The sequence below is a fragment of the Micromonospora sp. NPDC048898 genome, assembly GCF_043198035.1.
GTDB lineage: Bacteria > Actinomycetota > Actinomycetes > Mycobacteriales > Micromonosporaceae > Micromonospora.
Genome location: NZ_JBICUF010000001.1, coordinates 913873 through 933001 on the forward strand (window position 1 = coordinate 913873; position 19129 = coordinate 933001).

Genomic DNA, 19129 nt, shown 5'->3' on the forward strand with positions numbered 1-19129 from the left:
AGAGCCCGACCTGACCCGGCCGTCCGCCCCTCGCAGGGCATGATCCACTCGGTTTTCCTGAAGTCGGGGCATCGCGGGCGCTGGGACCCCGCGACATCAAGGAACCCGAGTGGATCATGCGCCTTGTCGGGTGGAGGCTGCCACCGGGCCATTGACCGAAGCCGTTCTGTCGCCCAGAATCAAGGTTGTCGGAGGCAAACGAAGGCAAACGCAGGTTCTGGGGGCCATGATGAGTGGAGCACGACCCGGTCCTTCCCGGCCACCCGTGCGGCTGCGCCCCGTCCCGCCCTTCGATCCGCCGTACGTTGACGAGACCGACGGGTCATACTGGCCGGCGCAGACCGACGGTCAGCTCGCCCTCGACCTGTTCGCCTCCACCCGACCCAGCCCGGTCCGGCCGCCGGAGCGGCGAGCAGCCCTGCGCCCGGTGCCCGGCCGGTCCACCACCACCCACCCGGTCGCGTCGTTGCCACCGTCGACCGCTCCGGAAACCACCCGAGCCGCGCACCGCTTCGTCGGCACCTGCCTGGAGGTGGTCAACGGCTACCGTTCGCCGACCCAGGTGCGGGCGCTGCTCGACCCGGCCCGAGCGGGAGACCTGCTGACCGAACTCGCCCGCGCATCCGGCCGGGCCGGGACATCCCGCCGTCGTACCGGCCGACCACTGGTCCGGCTGCTACGCCTGCGGGTCTGCGAGCCCCGGGAGGCCGCAGTGGAGGCGGCGGCCGTCCTCACCGGCGTGGGCGGTCGGAGCTGGGCGATGGCACTGCGCCTGGAGCATCGCCGGGGCCGCTGGCTCTGCACCGCCCTGCACGTCCTCTGACCACACGTGGGAGACGCCGAACGGGTCCCGGCCTGGACGGCCGGGACCCGTTGGTCAGGTGCTGTCGGGTCGGTCAGTTGCCGCCGTTGGGGGCGCCGTGGCAGCGCTTGTACTTGCGGCCCGAGCCACACGGGCACGGCGCGTTGCGGGACGGGCCGTTGCTCGCCTCCGCCTGGTGGGCTGCCGGCCGGCGGGAGGCGACCGACGGCACCGCCGGGCCGCGAAGACCGGCGGCCGGACGCTGCGGGGCGGACGGGGCGGTCCGGCCCGGTGCCGCCGGAGCGCCCGGTGCCGGGCGGCCCACACCGAGCGCCGGAGCCTGCTGCTCGGCCTGCTCGATGACGGGAGCGCCGGGGCTGGCCTCGCCGTCGATGGTGGGCGCGGAGTATTGCAGGCCCTGCCGTCGCGGCGCCTGGTTGAGACCCTTGGCCCGGATCTCCACCGGCTTGTCGAGCAGCGCGACCTCTTCCGAGCCCGCCTCCGGCTCCGGCTCGGTCACCTGGACGTCGACGTTGTAGAGGAAGCCGACAGTCTCCTCCTTGATGCCCTCCATCATGGTGGCGAACATGTCGAAGCCCTCGCGCTGGTATTCCACCACCGGGTCGCGCTGGGCGTACGCCCGAAGGTTGATGCCCTCCTGGAGGTAGTCCATCTCGTAGAGGTGCTCGCGCCACTTGCGGTCGATGACCTGGAGCAGCACCATCCGCTCGAGCTGACGCACGCCCTCGGTGCCGATCTGCTCCTCACGCCTGTCGTACGCGGCGTTGGCGTCGTCCTTGAGGCGGGCGACGAGGAAGTCGGCGTCCATGCCGGCCCGCGAGCCGCCGGCCTCCTCCTCCAGCTCCTCGACCGTCACGCCGACCGGGTAGAGCTGCTTCAGGCTGGACCAGAGCTGCTCAAGATCCCAGTCTTCGCCGTAGCCCTCGGAGGTGGCGCCCCGCACGTACGCCTCGACGGTGTCGTCGATCATGTTGCGGACCTGGTCGGAGAGGTCCTCACCGTTGAGCACCCGAAGCCGCTCGGCGTAGACGACCTGGCGCTGCTTGTTGAGCACCTCGTCGTACTTCAGCACGTTCTTGCGGATCTCGGCGTTCTGGCCCTCGATCTGGGCCTGCGCGCTCTTGATCTGCCGGGTGACCATCTTCGACTCGATGGGCACGTCCTCCGGGATGTTGAAGCGCTCCATCACCGCCTCGACCGCACCGGCGCGGAACCGCCGCATCAGCTCGTCCTGCAGGGACAGGTAGAAACGGGACTCGCCCGGGTCACCCTGCCGGCCGGCACGACCGCGCAGCTGGTTGTCGATCCGCCGGGACTCGTGCCGCTCGGTGCCCAACACGTAGAGGCCACCGGCGGCCGCGACCTCGTCCGCCTCGGCGTCGCAGGCCTGCTTCCACGTGGGCAGGACCTCCTCCATCGCCTTGGCGTACTCCTCCTCGTTTTCCAGCGGGTCGAGACCGCGCTGGCGCAGGTCGTTCGCGGCGAGGAACTCGGGGTTGCCGCCGAGCAGGATGTCGGTGCCGCGGCCGGCCATGTTGGTGGCCACGGTGACCGCGCCCTTACGCCCGGCCTGGGCGACGATCTCGGCCTCCCGGGCGTGGAACTTGGCGTTCAGCACGTTGTGCGGGATGCCCCGGCGGCGCAGCAACTGGGAGAGGATCTCGGAGTTTTCCACCGAGACGGTGCCGACCAGGACCGGCTGGCCGAGCTGGTGCCGCTCGGCGATGTCCTCGATGACGGCGTTGAACTTGGCCTTCTCCGTCTTGTAGATGACGTCCGGCCGGTCCTCGCGGACCATCGGGCGGTGGGTCGGAATCGTCACGACGCCGACCTTGTAGACCTTGTTGAACTCGCTCGCCTCGGTCTGCGCCGTGCCGGTCATCCCGGACAGCTTCTCGTAGAGGCGGAAGTAGTTTTGCAGGGTGATGGTGGCAAGAGTCTGGTTCTCCTGCTTGATCTCCACCCCCTCCTTGGCCTCGATCGCCTGGTGCATGCCCTCGTTGTAGCGACGGCCGTGCAGGATGCGACCGGTGAACTCGTCGACGATCAGGACCTCACCGTCGCTGACGATGTAGTCCTTGTCGCGCTTGTAGAGCTCCTTGGCCTTGATGGCGTTGTTGAGGTAGCCGACCAGTGGGGTGTTGACCGACTCGTACAGGTTGTCGATGCCGAGCCGGTCCTCGACCTTGGCGACACCCCGCTCGGTCACCGCGATGGTGCGCTTGGAGTGGTCGACCTCGTAGTCGCCCTCGCCGTCGGTGCCGGGCTGGAGACGGGCCACCACGCCGGCGAACTCGCCGTACCAGCGGGCGGAGTGCTCGGCCGGGCCGGAGATGATCAGCGGGGTGCGGGCCTCGTCGATCAGGATGGAGTCGACCTCGTCGACCACGGCGAAGTTGTGGCCGCGCTGCACCAGCTCGTCCTTCGACCAGGCCATGTTGTCGCGCAGGTAGTCGAAGCCGAACTCGTTGTTGGTGCCGTAGGTGATGTCGCACTCGTAGGCGGCCTTGTGCTCGGTGGCCGGCCGGTTGGGCAGCACCACGCCGACGGTCAGCCCGAGGAACTCGTGCACCCGACCCATCCACGCCGCGTCCCGCTGGGCGAGGTAGTCGTTGACCGTGATCACGTGCACGCCCTTGCCGGACAGCGCGTTGAGGTAGACGGCCATGACCGAGGTCAGCGTCTTGCCCTCACCGGTCTTCATCTCGGCGATGTTGCCGAAGTGCAGCGCCGCGCCGCCCATCACCTGGACGTCGTACGGGCGCTGGCCGAGCACCCGGGCGGCCGCCTCGCGGGCCACCGCGAACGCCTCCGGCAGCAGGTCGTCGAGGGTCTCACCGTCGGCGAGCCGCTCCCGGAACTGCTCGGTCATGCCGGCCAGCTCCTCGTCGGTGAGGTTGACGTAGTCGTCCTCGATCGAGGTGACGGCGGCGGCGATGGCCTTGAGCCGGCGCACCATGCGGCCCTCGCCCGCGTTAAGGACCTTTTCCAGAATCGACACGGATCAACGCTCCCCTAGACAGTCTCGAACCATCGTAGGCGCTCCATCGGCGCGATGGTCACTGGTGGCGGTGGTCGACTCCGCCGAACCCGACATACTTCGCGTCCTGCGCACACCCCAAACGTTATCCGGTTACGCCGTCGGCGAACGCTACGGCAGGATGCACGGGTGGAGCCCGTGGAGATCACTGAGGACGGCGTGCTGTTGCGGCCCTGGCGGGACAGCGACGCCGACGCCGTACACAAGGCGTGCCAGGATCCGGACATTCAGCGCTGGACCACCGTGCCGCGCCCGTATCTGCCCGAACACGCCCTCGGCTTCGTCACCGAGATGAGCAGGGCGGCCTGGGCGGAGGGCACCGGGGCGCCGTTCGCGGTCTGCGACCCGGCGACCGGTGAACTGCTCGGCTCGTGCGGGCTGATCTCCATCGACAGGGACGGCACCGGCGAGGTCGGTTACTGGACCGCTCCCTGGGCGCGCGGCCGGGGCGTCATGGTCCGGGCCACCCGGGCGGTGGCCCGCTGGTCCTTCGACACCCTCGGGTTGCGCCGGCTGATCTGGCAGGCCGAGGTGGGCAACCACGCCTCCCGGCTGGTCGCCATCCGGGCCGGTTTCCGGATCGACGGCCGGCTCCGCCTGGCCAACCCGGCGACGCGGTCCGGCGCCGACGGCTGGATCGGCTCGCTGCTGCCCGGCGAGGTGCCCGCGCCCGGGGCGACCGGACCTGCCGGTCACGGCACCCTCGCGGCCCGGCGCGCCGCGGTCTTCGGCCGCCCGCAGCCCACCCTGTTCGCCACCGCCGGGGCCGGTGAGCTGCGCCTGCGACCGATGGAGGAGCACGATCTGGACGCCGTGGTGCGGACCTGCCGGGACCCGGAGAGCATCCGCTGGACGACCGTGCCGGACCCGTACGAGCGATCCGACGCGCAGGGCTACCAGGTCTACGGCCAGGACGCCTGGGCTCGGGGTGAGGCCGCCTGCTTCGTGGTCGCCGACCCGGACGACAGGTACGCCGCCACGATCGACCTGCGGCTCTCCCCCACCGACGCCCTGCTGGCCGACGTCGGCTTCATGACCGCCCCGGCGGCCCGTGGCCGGGGCTACCTGCCGGCCGCGCTCGTCGCGCTCAGCACCTGGGGGTTCGCCACGCTGGGCCTGGCCCGGATCGAGTGGAAGGCGAACGTGGGCAACACCGCCTCGCGCCGGGTGGCGGAGAAGGCGGGCTTCACGTTCGAGGGGACCGCCCGCGGCGGGGTGCAGCACCGGGGCGAGCGGGTCGACGCCTGGGTCGCCGCGTTGCTCGCCGAGGACCTCACATGACGCTCCGGCAGGTCGTGGAGGCGCACGGGGTGCGGCTGCGTCCCTTCCGGGCCGAGGACGCCGCCGACGTGGTCGACGGCTGCGCGGACCCGCTGACCCAACGGTTCGTCCCGAACCTGCCCACGCCGTACACCCGGACCGACGCCCGGTGGTGGATCGACGTCGGCGCCCCGGCGGCCTGGACCGGCGGCGGCGCGGCGTACGCCGTCGCGGACCCGGCCACCGACCGGCTGCTCGGCGCGGTGGGGCTGAACAACCCGGTGCCCGCGCGCGGCCAGGCCGAGATCGGCTACTGGCTGCAGCCGGCGGCGCGTGGGCGCGGACTGGCCGCCGCGGCCACCCGCACCCTGAGCGAGCACGCGTTCGCCACCGGAACCGCCCGGCTGGAGCTGCTCACCGAGCCGGAGAACGGCCCGAGCCAGCGGGTCGCGCTGGCCGCCGGTTTCCGCTACGAGGGTTCGCGCCGGTCGGCCGGGACGGGCCCGGACGGGGGTCGGCACGACCTGCTGGCCTGGGTACGCCTCGTCGAAGACCCGCCCCGACCGACCATCCGACTGCTGCCCGACCTGCCCGGCGGGGTGCTCACCGACCAGGTGGTGACGCTGCGCCGGCTCGCGCCGGACGACGCCGACCTGATGTACCGGCTGCACAGCCGACCCGAGGTGGTGGCGAACCAGGCGCCACCCGTGCCGCCGACGCGGGAGGCGATCGAGCGACGCTGTCGTCTCGCGGAGAGCGGCTGGCTGACCGGAGACATCGCCCGACTCCTGATCACGGATACGGCCAGCGGGGTGCCGGTCGGCAGTTGCGGGTTGTCGTACACCGACGTGGCCGCCGGCGAGGCGTCGGTCGGCTACGCCCTGCTGCCCGACTGGCGCGGCCGGGGGTACGCGACCCGGGCGGTCCGGCTGCTGGTGGACTGGGCGTTCGGGCCGGTTGGTGTCGCTCGACTGACCGCCGGCACGGTGCCGGACAACACCGCGTCGCACCGCGTGTTGGAGCGGGTCGGGTTCCGGCGCGAGGCCCTGCAGCGCGGGCGGCTGCCCGGCCTGGCCGGTGCCCGCCTGGACGACCTGACCTTCGCGCTGCTGCCGGCCGACCCGCGCTGACGGACCACGGAGTTGTGGCAGGCGTTCCCCTGCCACAACTCCTGGTCGACGTGGTTCGGTTACCGGTCGGTGGCGAGGGAGATGATGCCGTAGTCGTACGCGTGGCGGCGGTAGACGACGCTCGGGCGGCCGGACTCCTTGTCCTGGAACAGGTAGAAGTCGTGGCCGACAAGTTCCATCTCGAACAGCGCGTCGTCGATCGTCATCGGCTCCGCCGGGTGCACCTTCTCCCGGGCGATGTGCCAGGGCTGGTCGTCGTGCTCCTCCTCGACCCGCTCCGCGACGGCGGTGCCGGCGCGGGCACCGTCAAGCGGCGCGCTCAGCGGGGTGGCCACCAGGTCCGCGACGGGCAGATTCGCGGTGGCCTCGGCGACGGAGATCGGAGCGTGCCGACCCCGGTGTACGCGGCGGCGGTCGGCCGCGCGGCGCAGCCGGGTGTCGAGCTTCGCGATGGCCGCGTCGAGTGCGCTGTAGAAGTCGTTCGTGCAGGCCTCGGCCCGCATCACCGGGCCTCGGGAAACGCAGGTGATCTCCACCCGCTGGCAGTGCTCGGCCTGGCGCGGATTGCGCTCGTGAAACAGCTCGACATCGACGCGAATCAGTTTGTGGTCGTAGCGTTCGATCTTTGCGAGTTTCTCGGCTACGTGCACCCGGTAATGGTCCGGCACTTCGACGTTTCGGCCCTTGACCACGATGTCCACGTGACCTCCCTTGTTCGGACGGTCTTCGATCCGGTAACCCGGTCGCGCGCCGTGGGGGGACCCGCTGGCGTCGACCGGTTGGTACGGCTACGCCTCCTCTCACCGCCGAGGGCGTTGGAACGACCTCCTACCCCCGACAGCGAAACGCTAACTCCTGTTCGCCCGACAGTCACCCCAAGTCGCCAAGACTCTCAGGATTTTTCGCAGCTCATACACCAATGGGTGAAACGTAAACACGGTCTGTTACAAGCGGTGTCTTTTTTGGGTCGCCGCGAGCACCGCGGCGACACTCGGCACCCATCCGGTCGCACTCAGCACCCGGGTCGCGGCGGCCAGGGTCACGCCGGTGGTGACGATGTCGTCGAGCAGCACCACGACCGGCGCCGTGCCGGCGGCACGACCCCAACTCGCCGTGGAACGCGGCCGGAAAGCCGCCTCGGCCGCCGCCGCCCGGCCGGCGCTGTCCAGGGTGACCGAGTCGGGCCGGGGCAGGGCACGCAGCGGACGGTGCACCCGCGCCGCCCAGCCGCCCCGGTTGAGTCGGGCCGCGCAGTGTCTTGCCAGTCGGTCCAGGTGGTCCCCGTAGCGGGACCGGGCCGCCGCCGCCGTGTCCGGAACCGGCACCAGCGCCACGGGCCGCGCCGTACCGACCGCGGCGGCGACAACCTCCGCGAGCAGTGCGCCGAGCGGGCGGGCCAGGCCGTGCCGGCCGTGCTCCTTGTACGCCAGCAGAGCCTCGCGCAGCGGGCCGGCGTACGGGCCGAGGGCGACGCAGGCCGGCAGGCCCGGCGGGGCGGGTGTCGGGCGGACCGACCGTGGGCGCAGTGCGCCCAGCGCCGCGACGCAGGCCGGGCAGACCCCGTGCCGCAGGCCGGGCCGGCGCTCCCGACAACCCGCGCAGGTGGCGGGCAACACCAGGTCGGCCAGGTCGGTCCAGAGCCCGGTCATCGCGTCAGTGCTTCAGTGGAGGAAGAACGGTGCCGACGGGTTGCTCGGGCGCACGCCGGTCGGGACCGGGGCGATGTCCCGCACGCTGTCCGGCTCGATCCGTTCGAAGGGGCTGCTGCGGTAGGCCACCCCGTTCGCCTCGTACATGTAGGCGCCGCTGGGCACCCGGATGGTGCGGTTGGTCGGGTACGCCGTCAGGTGGGTGACCTTGGCACCGAGGTCGGTACGCAGCGGCGTCTCCAGGGCACCGTCGACGCTGATCTCGTAGATCGCCGGCTGACCGACGGACCCCGCCACCACCAGTTGGTCCTCACTGCCCCAGTCGACAGCGGTGAGGGCGGTCAGCGAGGTGGCCAGCTGTCGGGGCGGGCCGACGGACACGCCCCCGCCATCCGGGTTGACGGCGGCGACGTAGAGCCGGCCGCCGGCGATCAGCGCGACCCGTTGGCCGTCCAGCGCGGCGGCCACCGCGGTGACGTCGGCGGGCAGGTTGAGCGGCACCTGATACATCCGCGCCGACTCGTCGAACCGGTAGAGCTGCCCGTCGGCGACGACCAGACCACGGCCGGGGCGTGCGTCGACGGCACGCAACCAGACCGGACGGCTCATCGAGGAGTATTCGGACGTGCTGCGGTTGAGGGCGGAGATCGGCGCGGCGCTCGCGCCCACCGCGAGGCGGTGCCGGCCGTCGCTGCTGCCCTTGACCACCATCGCGGCGAGGACCCGCTTCCCCTTGGCCAACGCCAGGTCGGCGGAGACGATGTTGCGGTTGGCCTCGGGCGCCAGCGGCACGGCGCCGCTGAGTTCGCTGCCGAAGTCGAGCGGATGGATGGCGCCCTCGTACAGGCCGAACCGCTGCGGGCTCTCGGCGTTCGGGTAGAGCTCGACGGAGTCCCGTCGCTCGCTCAGGTCCTGGACGGGTAGCGAGTTGTTGCGGATCCGCAACTCCAGCTCACCCGGCAGGTCCCCCAACGACCAGGCGATCTGCGTGATCAACTGGTCGATGCCGTTCTGGTCGTCGCCGGACATGTCCAGGTTGATCTCCCACCGGCCGTTGCCGCCGGTGGCGTTGTTGATCAGCTCGGTGCGGTCGGGCAGCCCGACGACGCCCGGGCGCAGCCAGTCGGAGGGACCGCCGACCAGCCACTTCACCACCTCGTTGACCCGGCGCTCGGCCGGCACCGCGAGCGGCCGGTAACGCTGGTCGGGCACGAGGCGGGTGCGGTCCGAACTCCAGAAGTAGATCGACTCGTCCTGGTAGTAGCGACGAAGGGCGACGTCGCTGAGCAACAGCACGTTCGGCGGGTCGAGAACGTACAACCCGGCGCGCTCGTCGTTGACGCCGCCGTTGAACGCCGCGCTGCGGAGACCGAACTCGTACTCCGTCTCGGTCGCCACCGGCGGTGCGAGGATGCCGTTGGCCCGCAGCACACCGATCTGCTGCACGGTGATCTTCACGGTGGTGGTCGAGTCGCTGTTGAGGGTGTAGACCGCCTCCCGCAGCCGGACCACGTTCAACGCGACCTCGCTGCCCTTCTTGTCCTGGAGGCGGGACTTGTGCTCCGGGGCGATGTACGCCTTGACCCGCTCGTACGCCCGATCCGGCTCACCGGCGGCGGCGGACAGGAAGTTGCGGACGAACGCCTCGTTGACGCTGCCGCTGGCCGTTCGTGTCGGCGGCTCGTTGCCCGGACCGTTGACCATGCCGGCCTCGGTCGCGGCCCCACCCTTACCGTCCACCCGGACGTCGGAGGCCGCCGGAATGCCGCAGCCGGCGCCCAGCAGCACCACCACGCCGAGCACCGCGACCAGAGCCGGTCGTCTCATGAGCGCACCTCCGCCCGCTGCCCGTCCCCGGTCGGCGCCGGGTCGATCGCCAACGCCCCGCCGCTGCCGGGCCCGATGGCCAGCGGTCCACCGTCGCGGGGACCGCCGAACGGCAGCGCGGCATCGGCCGGCACCAGCCGCAGCGGCGAGGTGGTCAGCCGGTCACCGGCACGGGCCGGCAGCGTGAGCCGGAACTGCGCGCCCTGCCCGGGAGCACCCCACGCCTCCAGCCAGCCGCCGTGCAGCCGGGCGTCCTCCAGGCTGATCGACAGGCCCAGCCCGGTGCCCCCGGTCTGCCGAGCCCGGGACGGGTCCGCCCGCCAGAACCGGTTGAACACCAACTTCTCCTCGCCCGCCTTGAGCCCCACACCACGGTCGCGGACGGTGATCGCCACGGCGGTGTCGTCCACCCCGAGGGTGATCAGCACCGGACGGGCCTCGCCGTGTTCGACGGCGTTGCCGACCAGGTTGCGCAACACCCGCTCGACCCGGCGCGGGTCGACCTCGGCGATCACCGGCGTGCCCGGCAGGTCGAGCTCGATCGGGACGCCCACCCGCTCGGCCAGGCCAGCCAGCCGGTCGACCACCCGGTGCACCACCGGCACCAGGTCGGTCGGCTCGGAGTCCAGCATGGCGAAGCCCGCGTCGAAGCGGCTGATCTCCAACAGGTCGGTGAGCAACTCCTCGAAGCGGTCCAACTCGGCCTGCAGCAGCTCGGCGCTGCGGGCCACCGCGGGATCGAACTCGTCGCGCTCGGCGAAGATCAGGTCGGCGGCCATCCGTACCGTGGTCAGCGGGGTACGCAGCTCGTGCGAGACGTCGGAGGTGAACCGGCGCTGCAGTCGGGACATCTCCTCCAGACGCAGGATCTGCCGTTGCAGGTTGGTGGCCATCTGGTTGAAGGAGGCGGCGAGCAGGGCCAGGTCGTCCTCACCGTTGACCACCATCCGCTGGTCGAGCAGGCCGGCGGAGAGCCGCTGGGCGGTCCGTGCGGCGACCCGGACCGGGTTGACGACCAACCGGGTGACCAGCGCCGCGAGCAGCCCGAGCAGGATCACCAGGGCGACCCCGGTGGCCACGACTGTGGCCCGCGCGTCGGCGGCGGTGACGTCCTGCCGGCTCAACGGCACCAGATAGTAGAGCTCGATCTGGCCGAAGCGGGTGGGCACCGGTGAGCCGTACACCAGGTATTTGGTGGACTGGCTGGTGAGCCGCCCGGTGCGGATCTGGCTGGCCACCTTGCCGTCGGCGATCGCAGCCCGCAGCTCCGGGCTGATCAGCGACTGGACGTTCGCCGATGGCGCGGTGCGGGTCTGGATGTCGTTGTGGTAGCCGTCGGCGGTGATCGCCACCACCACCCCGCTGGTCTGCTGGGGGTCACCGCCGGCCAGGTAGTTGACCGTGCCGTCGATGGTCTCCTGGAGCTGCGCCTCCTGCGGCTGACCGTAGAGGGAGACCTGTTTGGCCGCGTAGCTCGCACCGCTGATCACCCGCTGCCGGACGTCGCTGCGGGCGTTGTCGAGCAGGATGGTGCTGATCTTGTCAGCGATCAGGAACGCGAAACCGCCGACCAGCAGACTGGACGCGACGAGCGTGATGGTCACCACCCGGACCTGAAGTGAACGGCGCCAGGTCTGGTGCACCCGGGCCACCACCCGGGCGACCCGGCCACTCACCGCACGCCAGAGCTCCCCGCCGGCGCTGGGCCGGCGGGCAGCCGTGCTCTGGGGGTGCGGGGGCGGCGAGGTCGACACAGTGCGACCAGGCTATCCGGTCCCCGCCTTGTATCCCACGCCCCGCACGGTGAGGATGATTTCCGGTCGCTCCGGGTCTGGCTCGATCTTGGCGCGCAACCGCTGGACGTGCACGTTGACCAGGCGGGTGTCGGCCGCGTGCCGGTAGCCCCAGACCTGCTCCAGCAGCACCTCGCGGGTGAAGACCTGACGGGGCTTGCGGGCGAGCGCGACCAGCAGGTCGAACTCCAGCGGAGTCAGCTTCACCTCCTCGTCGTTACGGCTCACGGTGTGCGCCGGCACGTCGATGGTGATCTGGTTGTCCGGTGGCCCGATGGTCAGCATCTCGGGAGCGACGTCCTCGCCTCGGCGCAGGCGGGCCCGCATCCGGGCGACCAGCTCCTTGGGCTTGAACGGCTTGACCACGTAGTCGTCGGCACCGGACTCCAGGCCGAGCACGACGTCCACGGTGTCGCTCTTGGCGGTCAGCATGACGATCGGCACGCCGGACTCCGCCCGAATCGACCGCGCGACGTCGATACCGCTCATACCAGGCAGCATCAGGTCGAGCAGCACGATGTCGGGACGGCTGTCACGAAAGGCGGCCAACGCTCGCTCGCCGTCCGCCACGAACGAGGGCTGGAAACCTTCGCTGCGCAGGACGATGCCGAGCATCTCGGCGAGCGCGGGGTCGTCGTCGACCACCAGTACGCGGGCTCTCATGGGATTAATATTGCATCCTCAGTCAGTTCGGTGGGACCGGCGTCCGCCGGTAACGCGTGTCACCGCCGACGAACCTGTCACCGCGACCCGCGGCGGCGGCGCCACGTGCTGCGGTGCCTGGTGCCCGGATGACGTCCCGGGCCAGGCTGCCACCATGATCCCCCTTCGACGCCAGCCAGCGCCACCGCAGCCTGGGAACCAGGTCCAGGTCAGCCGAAGAGGGCGCGCCCCCAGTGGTCCCCGCCGTCGCGTACCCCGGGTGGGCAGGCGAACACCCCGCTGGAGACATGCCGCAGGTACTCGTTCATCACGTCGTGTCGCGCCAACTGGGTCTGGATCGGGACGAACTGGCGACGCGGGTCACGCTGGTAGGCGATGAAGAAGAGGCCCGCGTCGAGCCGGCCGAGGCCGTCCGAGCCGTCGACGAAGTTGTAGCCCCGGCGCAGCAACTGGGCGCCGCTGTTCCGGCTCGGGTGGGCCAGCGTCACGTGCGCGTGCTCGGCGATCACCGGCTTGCCGTCCGCGCCGCGCGCGGCGAAGTCCGGTTCGTCGAACTCGTCGGTCCGGCCGAGGGGTGCACCGCTGCCCTTCGTCCGGCCGACGATCTCCTCCTGCTCGGCCAGGGAGGTCCGGTCCCAGGTCTCCACCAGCATCCGGATCTTGCGGGTGACCAGGTACGAGCCTCCCGTCATCCAGTCCGGCCCGTCGCCCGGCTGCACCCACAGCTGGTCGCGCAGCAGCTCGGTGTCCTCGGCCTTGAGGTTGGCCGTGCCGTCCTTGAACCCGAACAGGTTGCGCGCGGTGGCCTGGTCACGGGAGGTCGACGAGGTACGCCCGAAGCCGAGCTGCGACCAGCGGACGCTCACCACGCCCATGCCGAGCCGGGCCAGGTTGCGGATCGCGTGCACCGCGACCTGCGGATCGTTGGCGCACGCCTGCACGCAGAGGTCACCGCCGGACAGCTGCGGCTGGAGGGCGTCGCCGGGAAACTTCGGCAGCTCGGCGAGGGCGGCGGGCCGCCGGTCGGCGATGCCGAAGCGATCCCGGCCGTCGGCGTCGCGGAACAGCGTCGGCCCGAAGCCGATCGTCAGGGTGAGCTGCGACGGGGGCAGGCCGAGCGCCTCGCCGGTGTCGTCCGGTGGGGCCTCCGGCATCCCGCCCACCGCGCCGAGCACTCCGGCATCCCGCCCGGCGGTCATCCGGGCGGCGGCGGCGGTCCACTCCTCGAGCAGCTCGACGAGCCGGGCCCGGTCCTTGGTGATCACGTCGAAGGCGACGAAGTGCAGCCGGTCCTGCGCCGGGGTGACGATGCCGGCCTGGTGCTCGCCGTGGAACGGCACCGCCCCGGCCGGGTGGTCGCTCGCCCCGGCCGGGCCGCGGGAGCCGTTGACCAACGCCGTCGCACCTGCCGACACCCCGGCGATCCCGGCCACGCCGGCGCCGGCGAGCGTGATCGCCCGCCGCCGGGTCAACCTGCTCCCGCTCATCCCACCAACTCTTTCTGCTATCTGGTCACTTGGCGACGGCCGCGGCGACCTTGCTGATCGGCTCGGCGAGCGCGTTGATCCCGTCGGAAAGCTCCTTGAGCTCGTCCTTGCTCAGCGCGGTGTGCAGCTTCCACCCGTCGCCGTCGCGGTGCTTGCCGAGCAGCGTCTCGACGTTGGCGAACTCGGTGTCCAACTGCTTGACCAGCTCCGGGTTGCGCTGCTCGAGGGCCGGGCGCAGGGCGGACACGGCGGCCTTGGAACCTTCGAGGTTGGCGGCGAAGTCCCACAGGTCGGTGTGCGAGTAGCGGTCCTCCTCGCCAGTGATCTTGCCGCTGGCCACCTCGTCGAGCAGCTCCTTGGCACCGTTGGCGAGTTGGAGTGGGGAGAGCTTCTCGGCGTTGGCCTTGGTCACGATCTCCTTGACGTCGACGAGCAGGCGGTCGGCGATGGGGCCGTCCTTGCTGATGTCGCCGGACTGCCAGAGGTCCTTCTCGATCCGGTGGAAGCCGGTGAACTCCATCCCCTCCTCGATGACCTCCTCGCGGCCATCGATCTTGGGGTCGAGGTCGCCGAAGATCTCGGCCACCGGCTCGATCCGCTCCCAGTAGGTGCGGGCGACCGGGTAGAGCGTCTTGGACTTCGCCACGTCGCCGGCCTTGACCGCGGTCACGAACTCCTCGGTCTTGTCCAGCAGCGCCTCGGTCTGACTCTTGACGTAGCGCTGGTAGTTCTCGGCCGCGCCGGCCAACGCGGCGTCGGCGGTGAGCGGCTGCGCCGACCCGCTGACCTTGAGCGCACCCCGGATGCCCTTGCCGCTCATCCCGGGCTTGCAGGCCGTCTGGTACGTGCCGGCCGGCAACTCCACGTGCAGCTCACGGCTGAGGCCCGGGGCGATGTTCTCCACCTCGCCCAGCACCCGGTCGCCGTCGGCGTAGACGTAGAACTCGGTCACCTTCGCACCGGAGTTGGTGATCTTGAAGGTGGCCGTGCCGGCGCCCAGTTCGGTGGTGCCGACCTCACAGGCGGTGTCCGTCGCCTTGACCGCGATCGGGCCGCCGGCCACGGCCGGGTCGTCCTTGTCGCCGCCGGAGCAGGCGGTCACACCGGCCGTCGCCAGCACGCCGACGGCGGCCAGCGCGAAAAATCGGGTGGTACGCATCTGAGCTGTCTCTCCTCGTGGGGGTCAGGCACGCTGCGGCGTGGTTGCCGCCTCGGCCTTGGCCTCGGTGCCGGTGTCGGCCCCGCGCTCGGTGACGGTGGTGGTCGGGGCAGGTGCCGGCTTGCGCCGGGCCGGCCGCAGGAAGAGCAGGAGGACCGGCACGGCATACCCGATCCAGGCGATCGTCTCCAGCACGGTGGGTGCGGGCGTCACGTTGAACATGCCGGCGAGCAGGGCCGCGTACCAGGTGCTCGGGTCGAGCGCGCCGGTGATGTCGTAGGCCAGGTCGTTCAGACCGGGCAGGACACCGGCCTCCTGGAAGTCGTGGACGCCGTACTTGAGGATGCCGGCGGCGACCAGGATCAGCAGCGCGCCGGTCCAGGTGAAGAACTTGCCGAGGTTGATCCGCAGGGCGCTGGCGTAGAGCAGCACGCCGAGCACCACGGCGGTGACGATGCCGCCGACCAACGCGAGCAGCGGACCGCTGTCACCGGCCGCGCCCTGGGCGGCCGAGTAGAAGATCAGCGCGGTTTCCAGGCCCTCCCGGACGACCGCGAGGAAGGCCATCCCGGCGACCGCGAACGAGCCGACGGCCAGCGCCTCGGTCAGCCTGCCGCGCAGCTCACCGGCGATGGTCCGGGCCGCCCGGCGCATCCAGAAGATCATCCAGGTGACGAAGACCACGGCGGCGACGGAGGTGATCGCCTCGAACAACTCCCGGTCCTCGGAGCGGGACAGCAGCGAGGTCGACGTGTACTCGATCAGCCAGCCGAAGAGCACCGAGAGCGCCACGGCCAGACCGACGCCCGCCCAGACCTGGGGCAGCCGGTCCCGGCGCTGCGACTTCACCAGGAAGGCGACCAGGATGCTGACCACCAGGGTGGCTTCCAGGCCCTCCCGCAGGCCGATCAGATAGGTGGCGAACATCCGGGCTCCGAGTTCATCAGGTACGCCTCAACCAACTTAGGGCAGGCATACCTTGCTCCCTGGTCAGGAGGCCCGTCAAGTCGTACGCGACAAGCTCACTCGACCCCGGCGCCGCAGGCCCGGCCGGCCGGCGACACCGACGCCACCCCTCGGATGTGGAAGGATCCCCGCCGTGAGGGGATTCCTGCCGTGGCTGGCGGTGCTGGCCGTGGTTCTGCTGCTCAGCGCGCTGCGAATGCGGGCGCTGGCCACCATCGTGTCGCTCGGCTGGCTGGCCTGGTGCGTCTGGACGTGGTTCCGCCCCACCCGCCGCGACCCACGGTCGGGCTGAGCCCGCCGAGCCCGGGCGGAGTCGCCCAGCCAAGGCGGAAACGACGAACCGGGCCGGCTGCGAACAGCCGACCCGGTCCGGTGCAGAGCGTCGATCAGTAGCGGTAGTGGTCCGGCTTGAACGGGCCCTCGGTGGAGACACCCAGGTACGCCGCCTGCTCCTTGGTCAGCGTGCTCAGCTTGGCGCCGAGCGCGCCCAGGTGCAGCCGCGCCACCTTCTCGTCCAGGTGCTTGGGCAGCACGTAGACGCCGATCGGGTATTCCTCGGTCTTGGTGAACAGCTCGATCTGGGCGATCGTCTGGTTGGCGAACGAGTTCGACATCACGAAGCTCGGGTGCCCGGTCGCGTTGCCCAGGTTGAGCAGGCGGCCCTCGGACAGCACGATGATGGCGTGCCCGTCGGCGAAGCGCCACAGGTCGACCTGCGGCTTGATGTTGACCCGCTCGACGTCGGAACGCTTGGCCAGACCGGCCATGTCGATCTCGTTGTCGAAGTGACCGATGTTGCCGACGATGGCCTGGTGCTTCATCCGGGCCATGTGCTCGTTCGTGATGACGTCGAAGCAGCCGGTGGCGGTGATGAAGATGTCCGCCTGCTCGACCACGTCGTCCAGGGTGGCGACCTGGTAGCCGTCCATCGCGGCCTGCAACGCGCAGATCGGGTCCACCTCGGTCACCACGACCCGGGCACCCTGGCCGCGCAGCGACTCGGCGCAGCCCTTGCCCACGTCGCCGTAGCCCATCACGACGGCCATCTTGCCGCCGATCAGCACGTCGGTGGCCCGGTTGATGCCGTCGATCAGCGAGTGCCGGCAGCCGTACTTGTTGTCGAACTTGCTCTTGGTCACCGAGTCGTTGACGTTGATGGCAGGGAAGAGCAGGGTGCCCGCCCGGTGCATCTCGTAGAGGCGGTGCACGCCGGTGGTGGTCTCCTCGGTCACGCCCTTGATGCCGGCGGCGATCCGGGTCCAGCGCTGGCTGTCCTCGCCGAGCGAGCGGTGCAGCACCTCCAGGATGACCGCGTACTCCTCGGAGTCGGCGGACTCGACCGGCGGGACCGCGCCGGCCTTCTCGAACTCGGCGCCCCTGTGCACGAGCAGGGTGGCGTCGCCACCGTCGTCGAGGATCATGTTGGGGCCCTGCCCGTCCGGCCAGGCGAGCACCTGCTCGGTGCACCACCAGTATTCCGGGAGGGTCTCGCCCTTCCACGCGTACACCGGGACGCCGGCCGGGGCCTCGGGGGTGCCGTTCGGGCCGACGACGATCGCCGCGGCGGCGTGGTCCTGGGTGGAGAAGATGTTGCAGGACGCCCAGCGCACCTGCGCGCCGAGGGCGACCAGCGTCTCGATCAGGACGGCGGTCTGGATGGTCATGTGCAGCGAGCCGGTGATCCGCGCGCCGGCCAGCGGCTGCGCCTCGGCGAACTCCCGTCGAATCGCCATCAGGCCGGGCATCTCGTGCTCGGCGAGCTGGATCTCCTTACGCCCGAACTCGGCGAGCGACAGATCCGCCACCTTGAAGTCGCCTTCGGCGAGGGTGCTTGGCCGGGCCTCGGACGGCGTACCGCTGGGGGACGCCGGGAGGGTGCTGGTCATGAAAGCTCCTGTCGAACGATGTCTGCGCCGACCCTCCACCTTACGCGCGCCGCCGCCACCTGTCCGGCACGGTCCACGGACAGCGCACGGGGCGGTCGGTGATGAGCGGACTTTCCCGCCCACGTCCCGCCCGCCCCGTGCATCCCCCCGGTTTGGTTCCCCGCACGTTCTCGGACCGTCGTCGCGATAACGCTGCGTACCCATAGAGTCACACTCAGGCAACTCGCCGTCAAGCTATTCCGGAAAAGTCGGACTTGTGTCGTCGCTGACGCGGACGGGTCAGCGCAATCCGGAGGTCGCCACGTACGCCTCGCCGTCGCCGCTGACCCGCAGCGGCTCGCCGGCCGCCGTGCCGATCGCCGCCTCACCGGACGCCAACGTCAACGCGCCGGCACCGTCGTCCACGGTGATCGACCCACCGGCACAGAGCACCACCCGGGGACCGGGCAACGGCAGCGTGGCCGAGGGCACCGCCGCGCCGACCCGTACCCGGTGCAGCGCGAAATCGTCCACCGGCACGGGCCACCAGTCCACACCCGGGCCGACCGGCCGCGCGGCCCGCACCGGATCGTGCAGCACCTCGAAGCGCAGCACCCGCATCAGCTCGTCGACGTCCACCCGTTTCGGGGTCAGCCCACCACGCAGCACGTTGTCGCTGGCCGCCATGATCTCCACACCACAGCCGCTCAGGTAGGCGTGCAGGTTGCCGGCGGGCATCCAGATCGCCTCCCCCGGCACCAGCCGCACATGGTGCAACAGCAACGCCACGAGCACGCCCGGGTCCGCCGGATACGCCTTGGTCAGCCGGCGGGCCAACTCCGCGTCCGGACCGTCGGCGGACGCGGCCACCACCGAACCCAGCAACCCGTCGCGCTCGGAGACCGGCCAGTCGAGCAGCGTCCGCACCGCCGTGCGCAACCCCGCCGGCCCGTCCCGCAACGCGGCGACCACCGGGGCCAACTCCGGTACGCCGAACGCGGCGAGCGCCTCGGCCGACTCCGCCGGCTCCCGAAAACCGCACAGCGCCTCGAACGGGGTCAGCGCGACAAGCAACTCCGGCTTGTGGTGCGGGTCGGAGTAGTTGCGCCGCCCCTCGGGAAGCCCCGCCTCCGCCGCATAGCCGGCCCGCGCCTGCTCGGCGTCCGGATGTGCCTGCAGGCTCAACGGGGCGTCGGCCGCGAGCACCTTGAGCAGGAACGGCAGCCTGCTGCCGAACCGCTCGGACACCCGCTGGCCGAGCCACTGCCCCGGCTCGTCCCGCACCAGGTCGCAGAGGCTCACCCGCAGTCCGGCGCGGTCCACACTGGCCGGGGCACCCGGGTGGGCACCCAACCACAGCTCCGCCTCCGGGCCCGCGCTGGGCACCACCCGGCCCTGCAGGAGGGCGATGGCCGAGCGGGAGCCCCAGGCGTAGTCGCGGATCGGTCCGTACAGTGGCTCCACCCG

Annotated in this window: 15 protein-coding genes; 4 read left to right on the top strand and 11 right to left on the bottom strand. The window is 71.1% G+C overall.

Translation table 11 applies throughout. The annotated features are described in order from the left end of the window. The first annotated feature begins 226 nt into the window (after window positions 1-226). A complete protein-coding gene (locus ACGFIQ_RS04285) occupies window positions 227-823 on the top strand; it encodes an Rv3235 family protein (protein WP_393238937.1) in 597 nt (198 codons plus the stop codon). 73 nt (window positions 824-896) lie between these two features. Here ACGFIQ_RS04285 and secA read toward each other — a convergent pair whose 3' ends face one another. Next, entirely contained in the window at window positions 897-3824 is a 2928-nt protein-coding gene (gene secA, locus ACGFIQ_RS04290) for a preprotein translocase subunit SecA (protein WP_393238940.1), read from the bottom strand. Window positions 3825-4001: 177 nt separating this feature from the next. Here secA and ACGFIQ_RS04295 point away from each other — a divergent pair, with 177 nt between their 5' ends. Together ACGFIQ_RS04295 and ACGFIQ_RS04300 are read left to right on the top strand one after the other, a co-directional pair. Next, complete coding sequence (locus ACGFIQ_RS04295; RefSeq protein ID WP_393238943.1) at window positions 4002-5144, top strand: GNAT family N-acetyltransferase; 1143 nt, start codon at window positions 4002-4004, stop codon at window positions 5142-5144. After that, the gene (locus tag ACGFIQ_RS04300) at window positions 5141-6253 is read left to right on the top strand and encodes a GNAT family N-acetyltransferase (protein WP_393238946.1); all 1113 of its coding nucleotides are present in this window, start codon (window positions 5141-5143) and stop codon (window positions 6251-6253) included. Before ACGFIQ_RS04295 ends, ACGFIQ_RS04300 begins: the two co-directional genes overlap by 4 nt. Before the next feature lie 59 nt (window positions 6254-6312). Here the strand turns inward: ACGFIQ_RS04300 and hpf are convergent, their stop codons facing one another. From hpf to efeU, 8 genes are all read right to left on the bottom strand, one after another. Further along, a complete protein-coding gene (gene hpf / locus ACGFIQ_RS04305; RefSeq protein ID WP_357071759.1) occupies window positions 6313-6954 on the bottom strand; it encodes a ribosome hibernation-promoting factor, HPF/YfiA family in 642 nt (213 codons plus the stop codon). A 243-nt stretch (window positions 6955-7197) separates the two neighbouring features. Next, window positions 7198-7902: a ComF family protein gene (locus ACGFIQ_RS04310; RefSeq protein WP_393238949.1), complete on the bottom strand. Its 705-nt coding sequence runs from the start codon at window positions 7900-7902 to the stop codon at window positions 7198-7200. 12 nt (window positions 7903-7914) lie between these two features. After that, window positions 7915-9729 carry an LpqB family beta-propeller domain-containing protein gene (locus tag ACGFIQ_RS04315; RefSeq protein ID WP_393238952.1) on the bottom strand — a complete coding sequence of 605 codons (1815 nt, stop codon included), beginning with the start codon at window positions 9727-9729 and terminating at the stop codon, window positions 7915-7917. Further along, entirely contained in the window at window positions 9726-11483 is a 1758-nt protein-coding gene (mtrB, locus tag ACGFIQ_RS04320) for an MtrAB system histidine kinase MtrB (protein WP_393238955.1), read from the bottom strand. The genes ACGFIQ_RS04315 and mtrB overlap by 4 nt, the downstream gene beginning before the upstream one ends. A 12-nt stretch (window positions 11484-11495) precedes the next feature. Then, entirely contained in the window at window positions 11496-12185 is a 690-nt protein-coding gene (mtrA, locus tag ACGFIQ_RS04325; RefSeq protein WP_110564421.1) for an MtrAB system response regulator MtrA, read from the bottom strand. A 209-nt stretch (window positions 12186-12394) separates the two neighbouring features. Then, window positions 12395-13672, bottom strand: coding sequence for an iron uptake transporter deferrochelatase/peroxidase subunit (gene efeB / locus ACGFIQ_RS04330; RefSeq protein WP_357071745.1), 1278 nt, complete (start codon window positions 13670-13672; stop codon window positions 12395-12397). Window positions 13673-13697: 25 nt separating this feature from the next. Continuing rightward, on the bottom strand, window positions 13698-14831 hold the full coding sequence (gene efeO, locus ACGFIQ_RS04335) for an iron uptake system protein EfeO (protein WP_393238959.1): 1134 nt from the start codon (window positions 14829-14831) through the stop codon (window positions 13698-13700). A gap of 24 nt (window positions 14832-14855) precedes the next feature. After that, window positions 14856-15758: an iron uptake transporter permease EfeU gene (gene efeU, locus ACGFIQ_RS04340; protein ID WP_393238962.1), complete on the bottom strand. Its 903-nt coding sequence runs from the start codon at window positions 15756-15758 to the stop codon at window positions 14856-14858. 172 nt (window positions 15759-15930) lie between these two features. Here efeU and ACGFIQ_RS04345 point away from each other — a divergent pair, with 172 nt between their 5' ends. Next, window positions 15931-16089 (top strand): hypothetical protein, encoded by a 159-nt coding sequence (locus tag ACGFIQ_RS04345; RefSeq protein WP_393238965.1) that lies wholly within the window; start codon window positions 15931-15933, stop codon window positions 16087-16089. Window positions 16090-16183: 94 nt separating this feature from the next. On the opposite strand, the gene ahcY is transcribed toward ACGFIQ_RS04345, so the two are convergent. Further along, a complete protein-coding gene (ahcY, locus tag ACGFIQ_RS04350; protein ID WP_393238968.1) occupies window positions 16184-17683 on the bottom strand; it encodes an adenosylhomocysteinase in 1500 nt (499 codons plus the stop codon). A gap of 279 nt (window positions 17684-17962) precedes the next feature. Next, window positions 17963-19126 (bottom strand): mannose-6-phosphate isomerase, class I, encoded by a 1164-nt coding sequence (gene manA, locus ACGFIQ_RS04355; RefSeq protein ID WP_393238971.1) that lies wholly within the window; start codon window positions 19124-19126, stop codon window positions 17963-17965. Between the last annotated feature and the right edge of the window lie 3 nt (window positions 19127-19129).

What these genes read in the sequence shown, in the direction of transcription:
- ACGFIQ_RS04285 (WP_393238937.1), top strand. Translation starts at nt 227, where the DNA reads ATGATGAGTGGAGCACGACCCGGTCCTTCCCGGCCACCCGTGCGGCTG.
- ACGFIQ_RS04300 (WP_393238946.1), top strand. Translation starts at nt 5,141, where the DNA reads ATGACGCTCCGGCAGGTCGTGGAGGCGCACGGGGTGCGGCTGCGTCCC.
- ACGFIQ_RS04310 (WP_393238949.1), bottom strand. Translation starts at nt 7,902, where the DNA reads ATGACCGGGCTCTGGACCGACCTGGCCGACCTGGTGTTGCCCGCCACC.
- ACGFIQ_RS04315 (WP_393238952.1), bottom strand. Translation starts at nt 9,729, where the DNA reads ATGAGACGACCGGCTCTGGTCGCGGTGCTCGGCGTGGTGGTGCTGCTG.
- mtrA (WP_110564421.1), bottom strand. Translation starts at nt 12,185, where the DNA reads ATGAGAGCCCGCGTACTGGTGGTCGACGACGACCCCGCGCTCGCCGAG.
- efeB (WP_357071745.1), bottom strand. Translation starts at nt 13,672, where the DNA reads ATGAGCGGGAGCAGGTTGACCCGGCGGCGGGCGATCACGCTCGCCGGC.
- efeO (WP_393238959.1), bottom strand. Translation starts at nt 14,831, where the DNA reads ATGCGTACCACCCGATTTTTCGCGCTGGCCGCCGTCGGCGTGCTGGCG.
- efeU (WP_393238962.1), bottom strand. Translation starts at nt 15,758, where the DNA reads ATGTTCGCCACCTATCTGATCGGCCTGCGGGAGGGCCTGGAAGCCACC.
- ahcY (WP_393238968.1), bottom strand. Translation starts at nt 17,683, where the DNA reads ATGACCAGCACCCTCCCGGCGTCCCCCAGCGGTACGCCGTCCGAGGCC.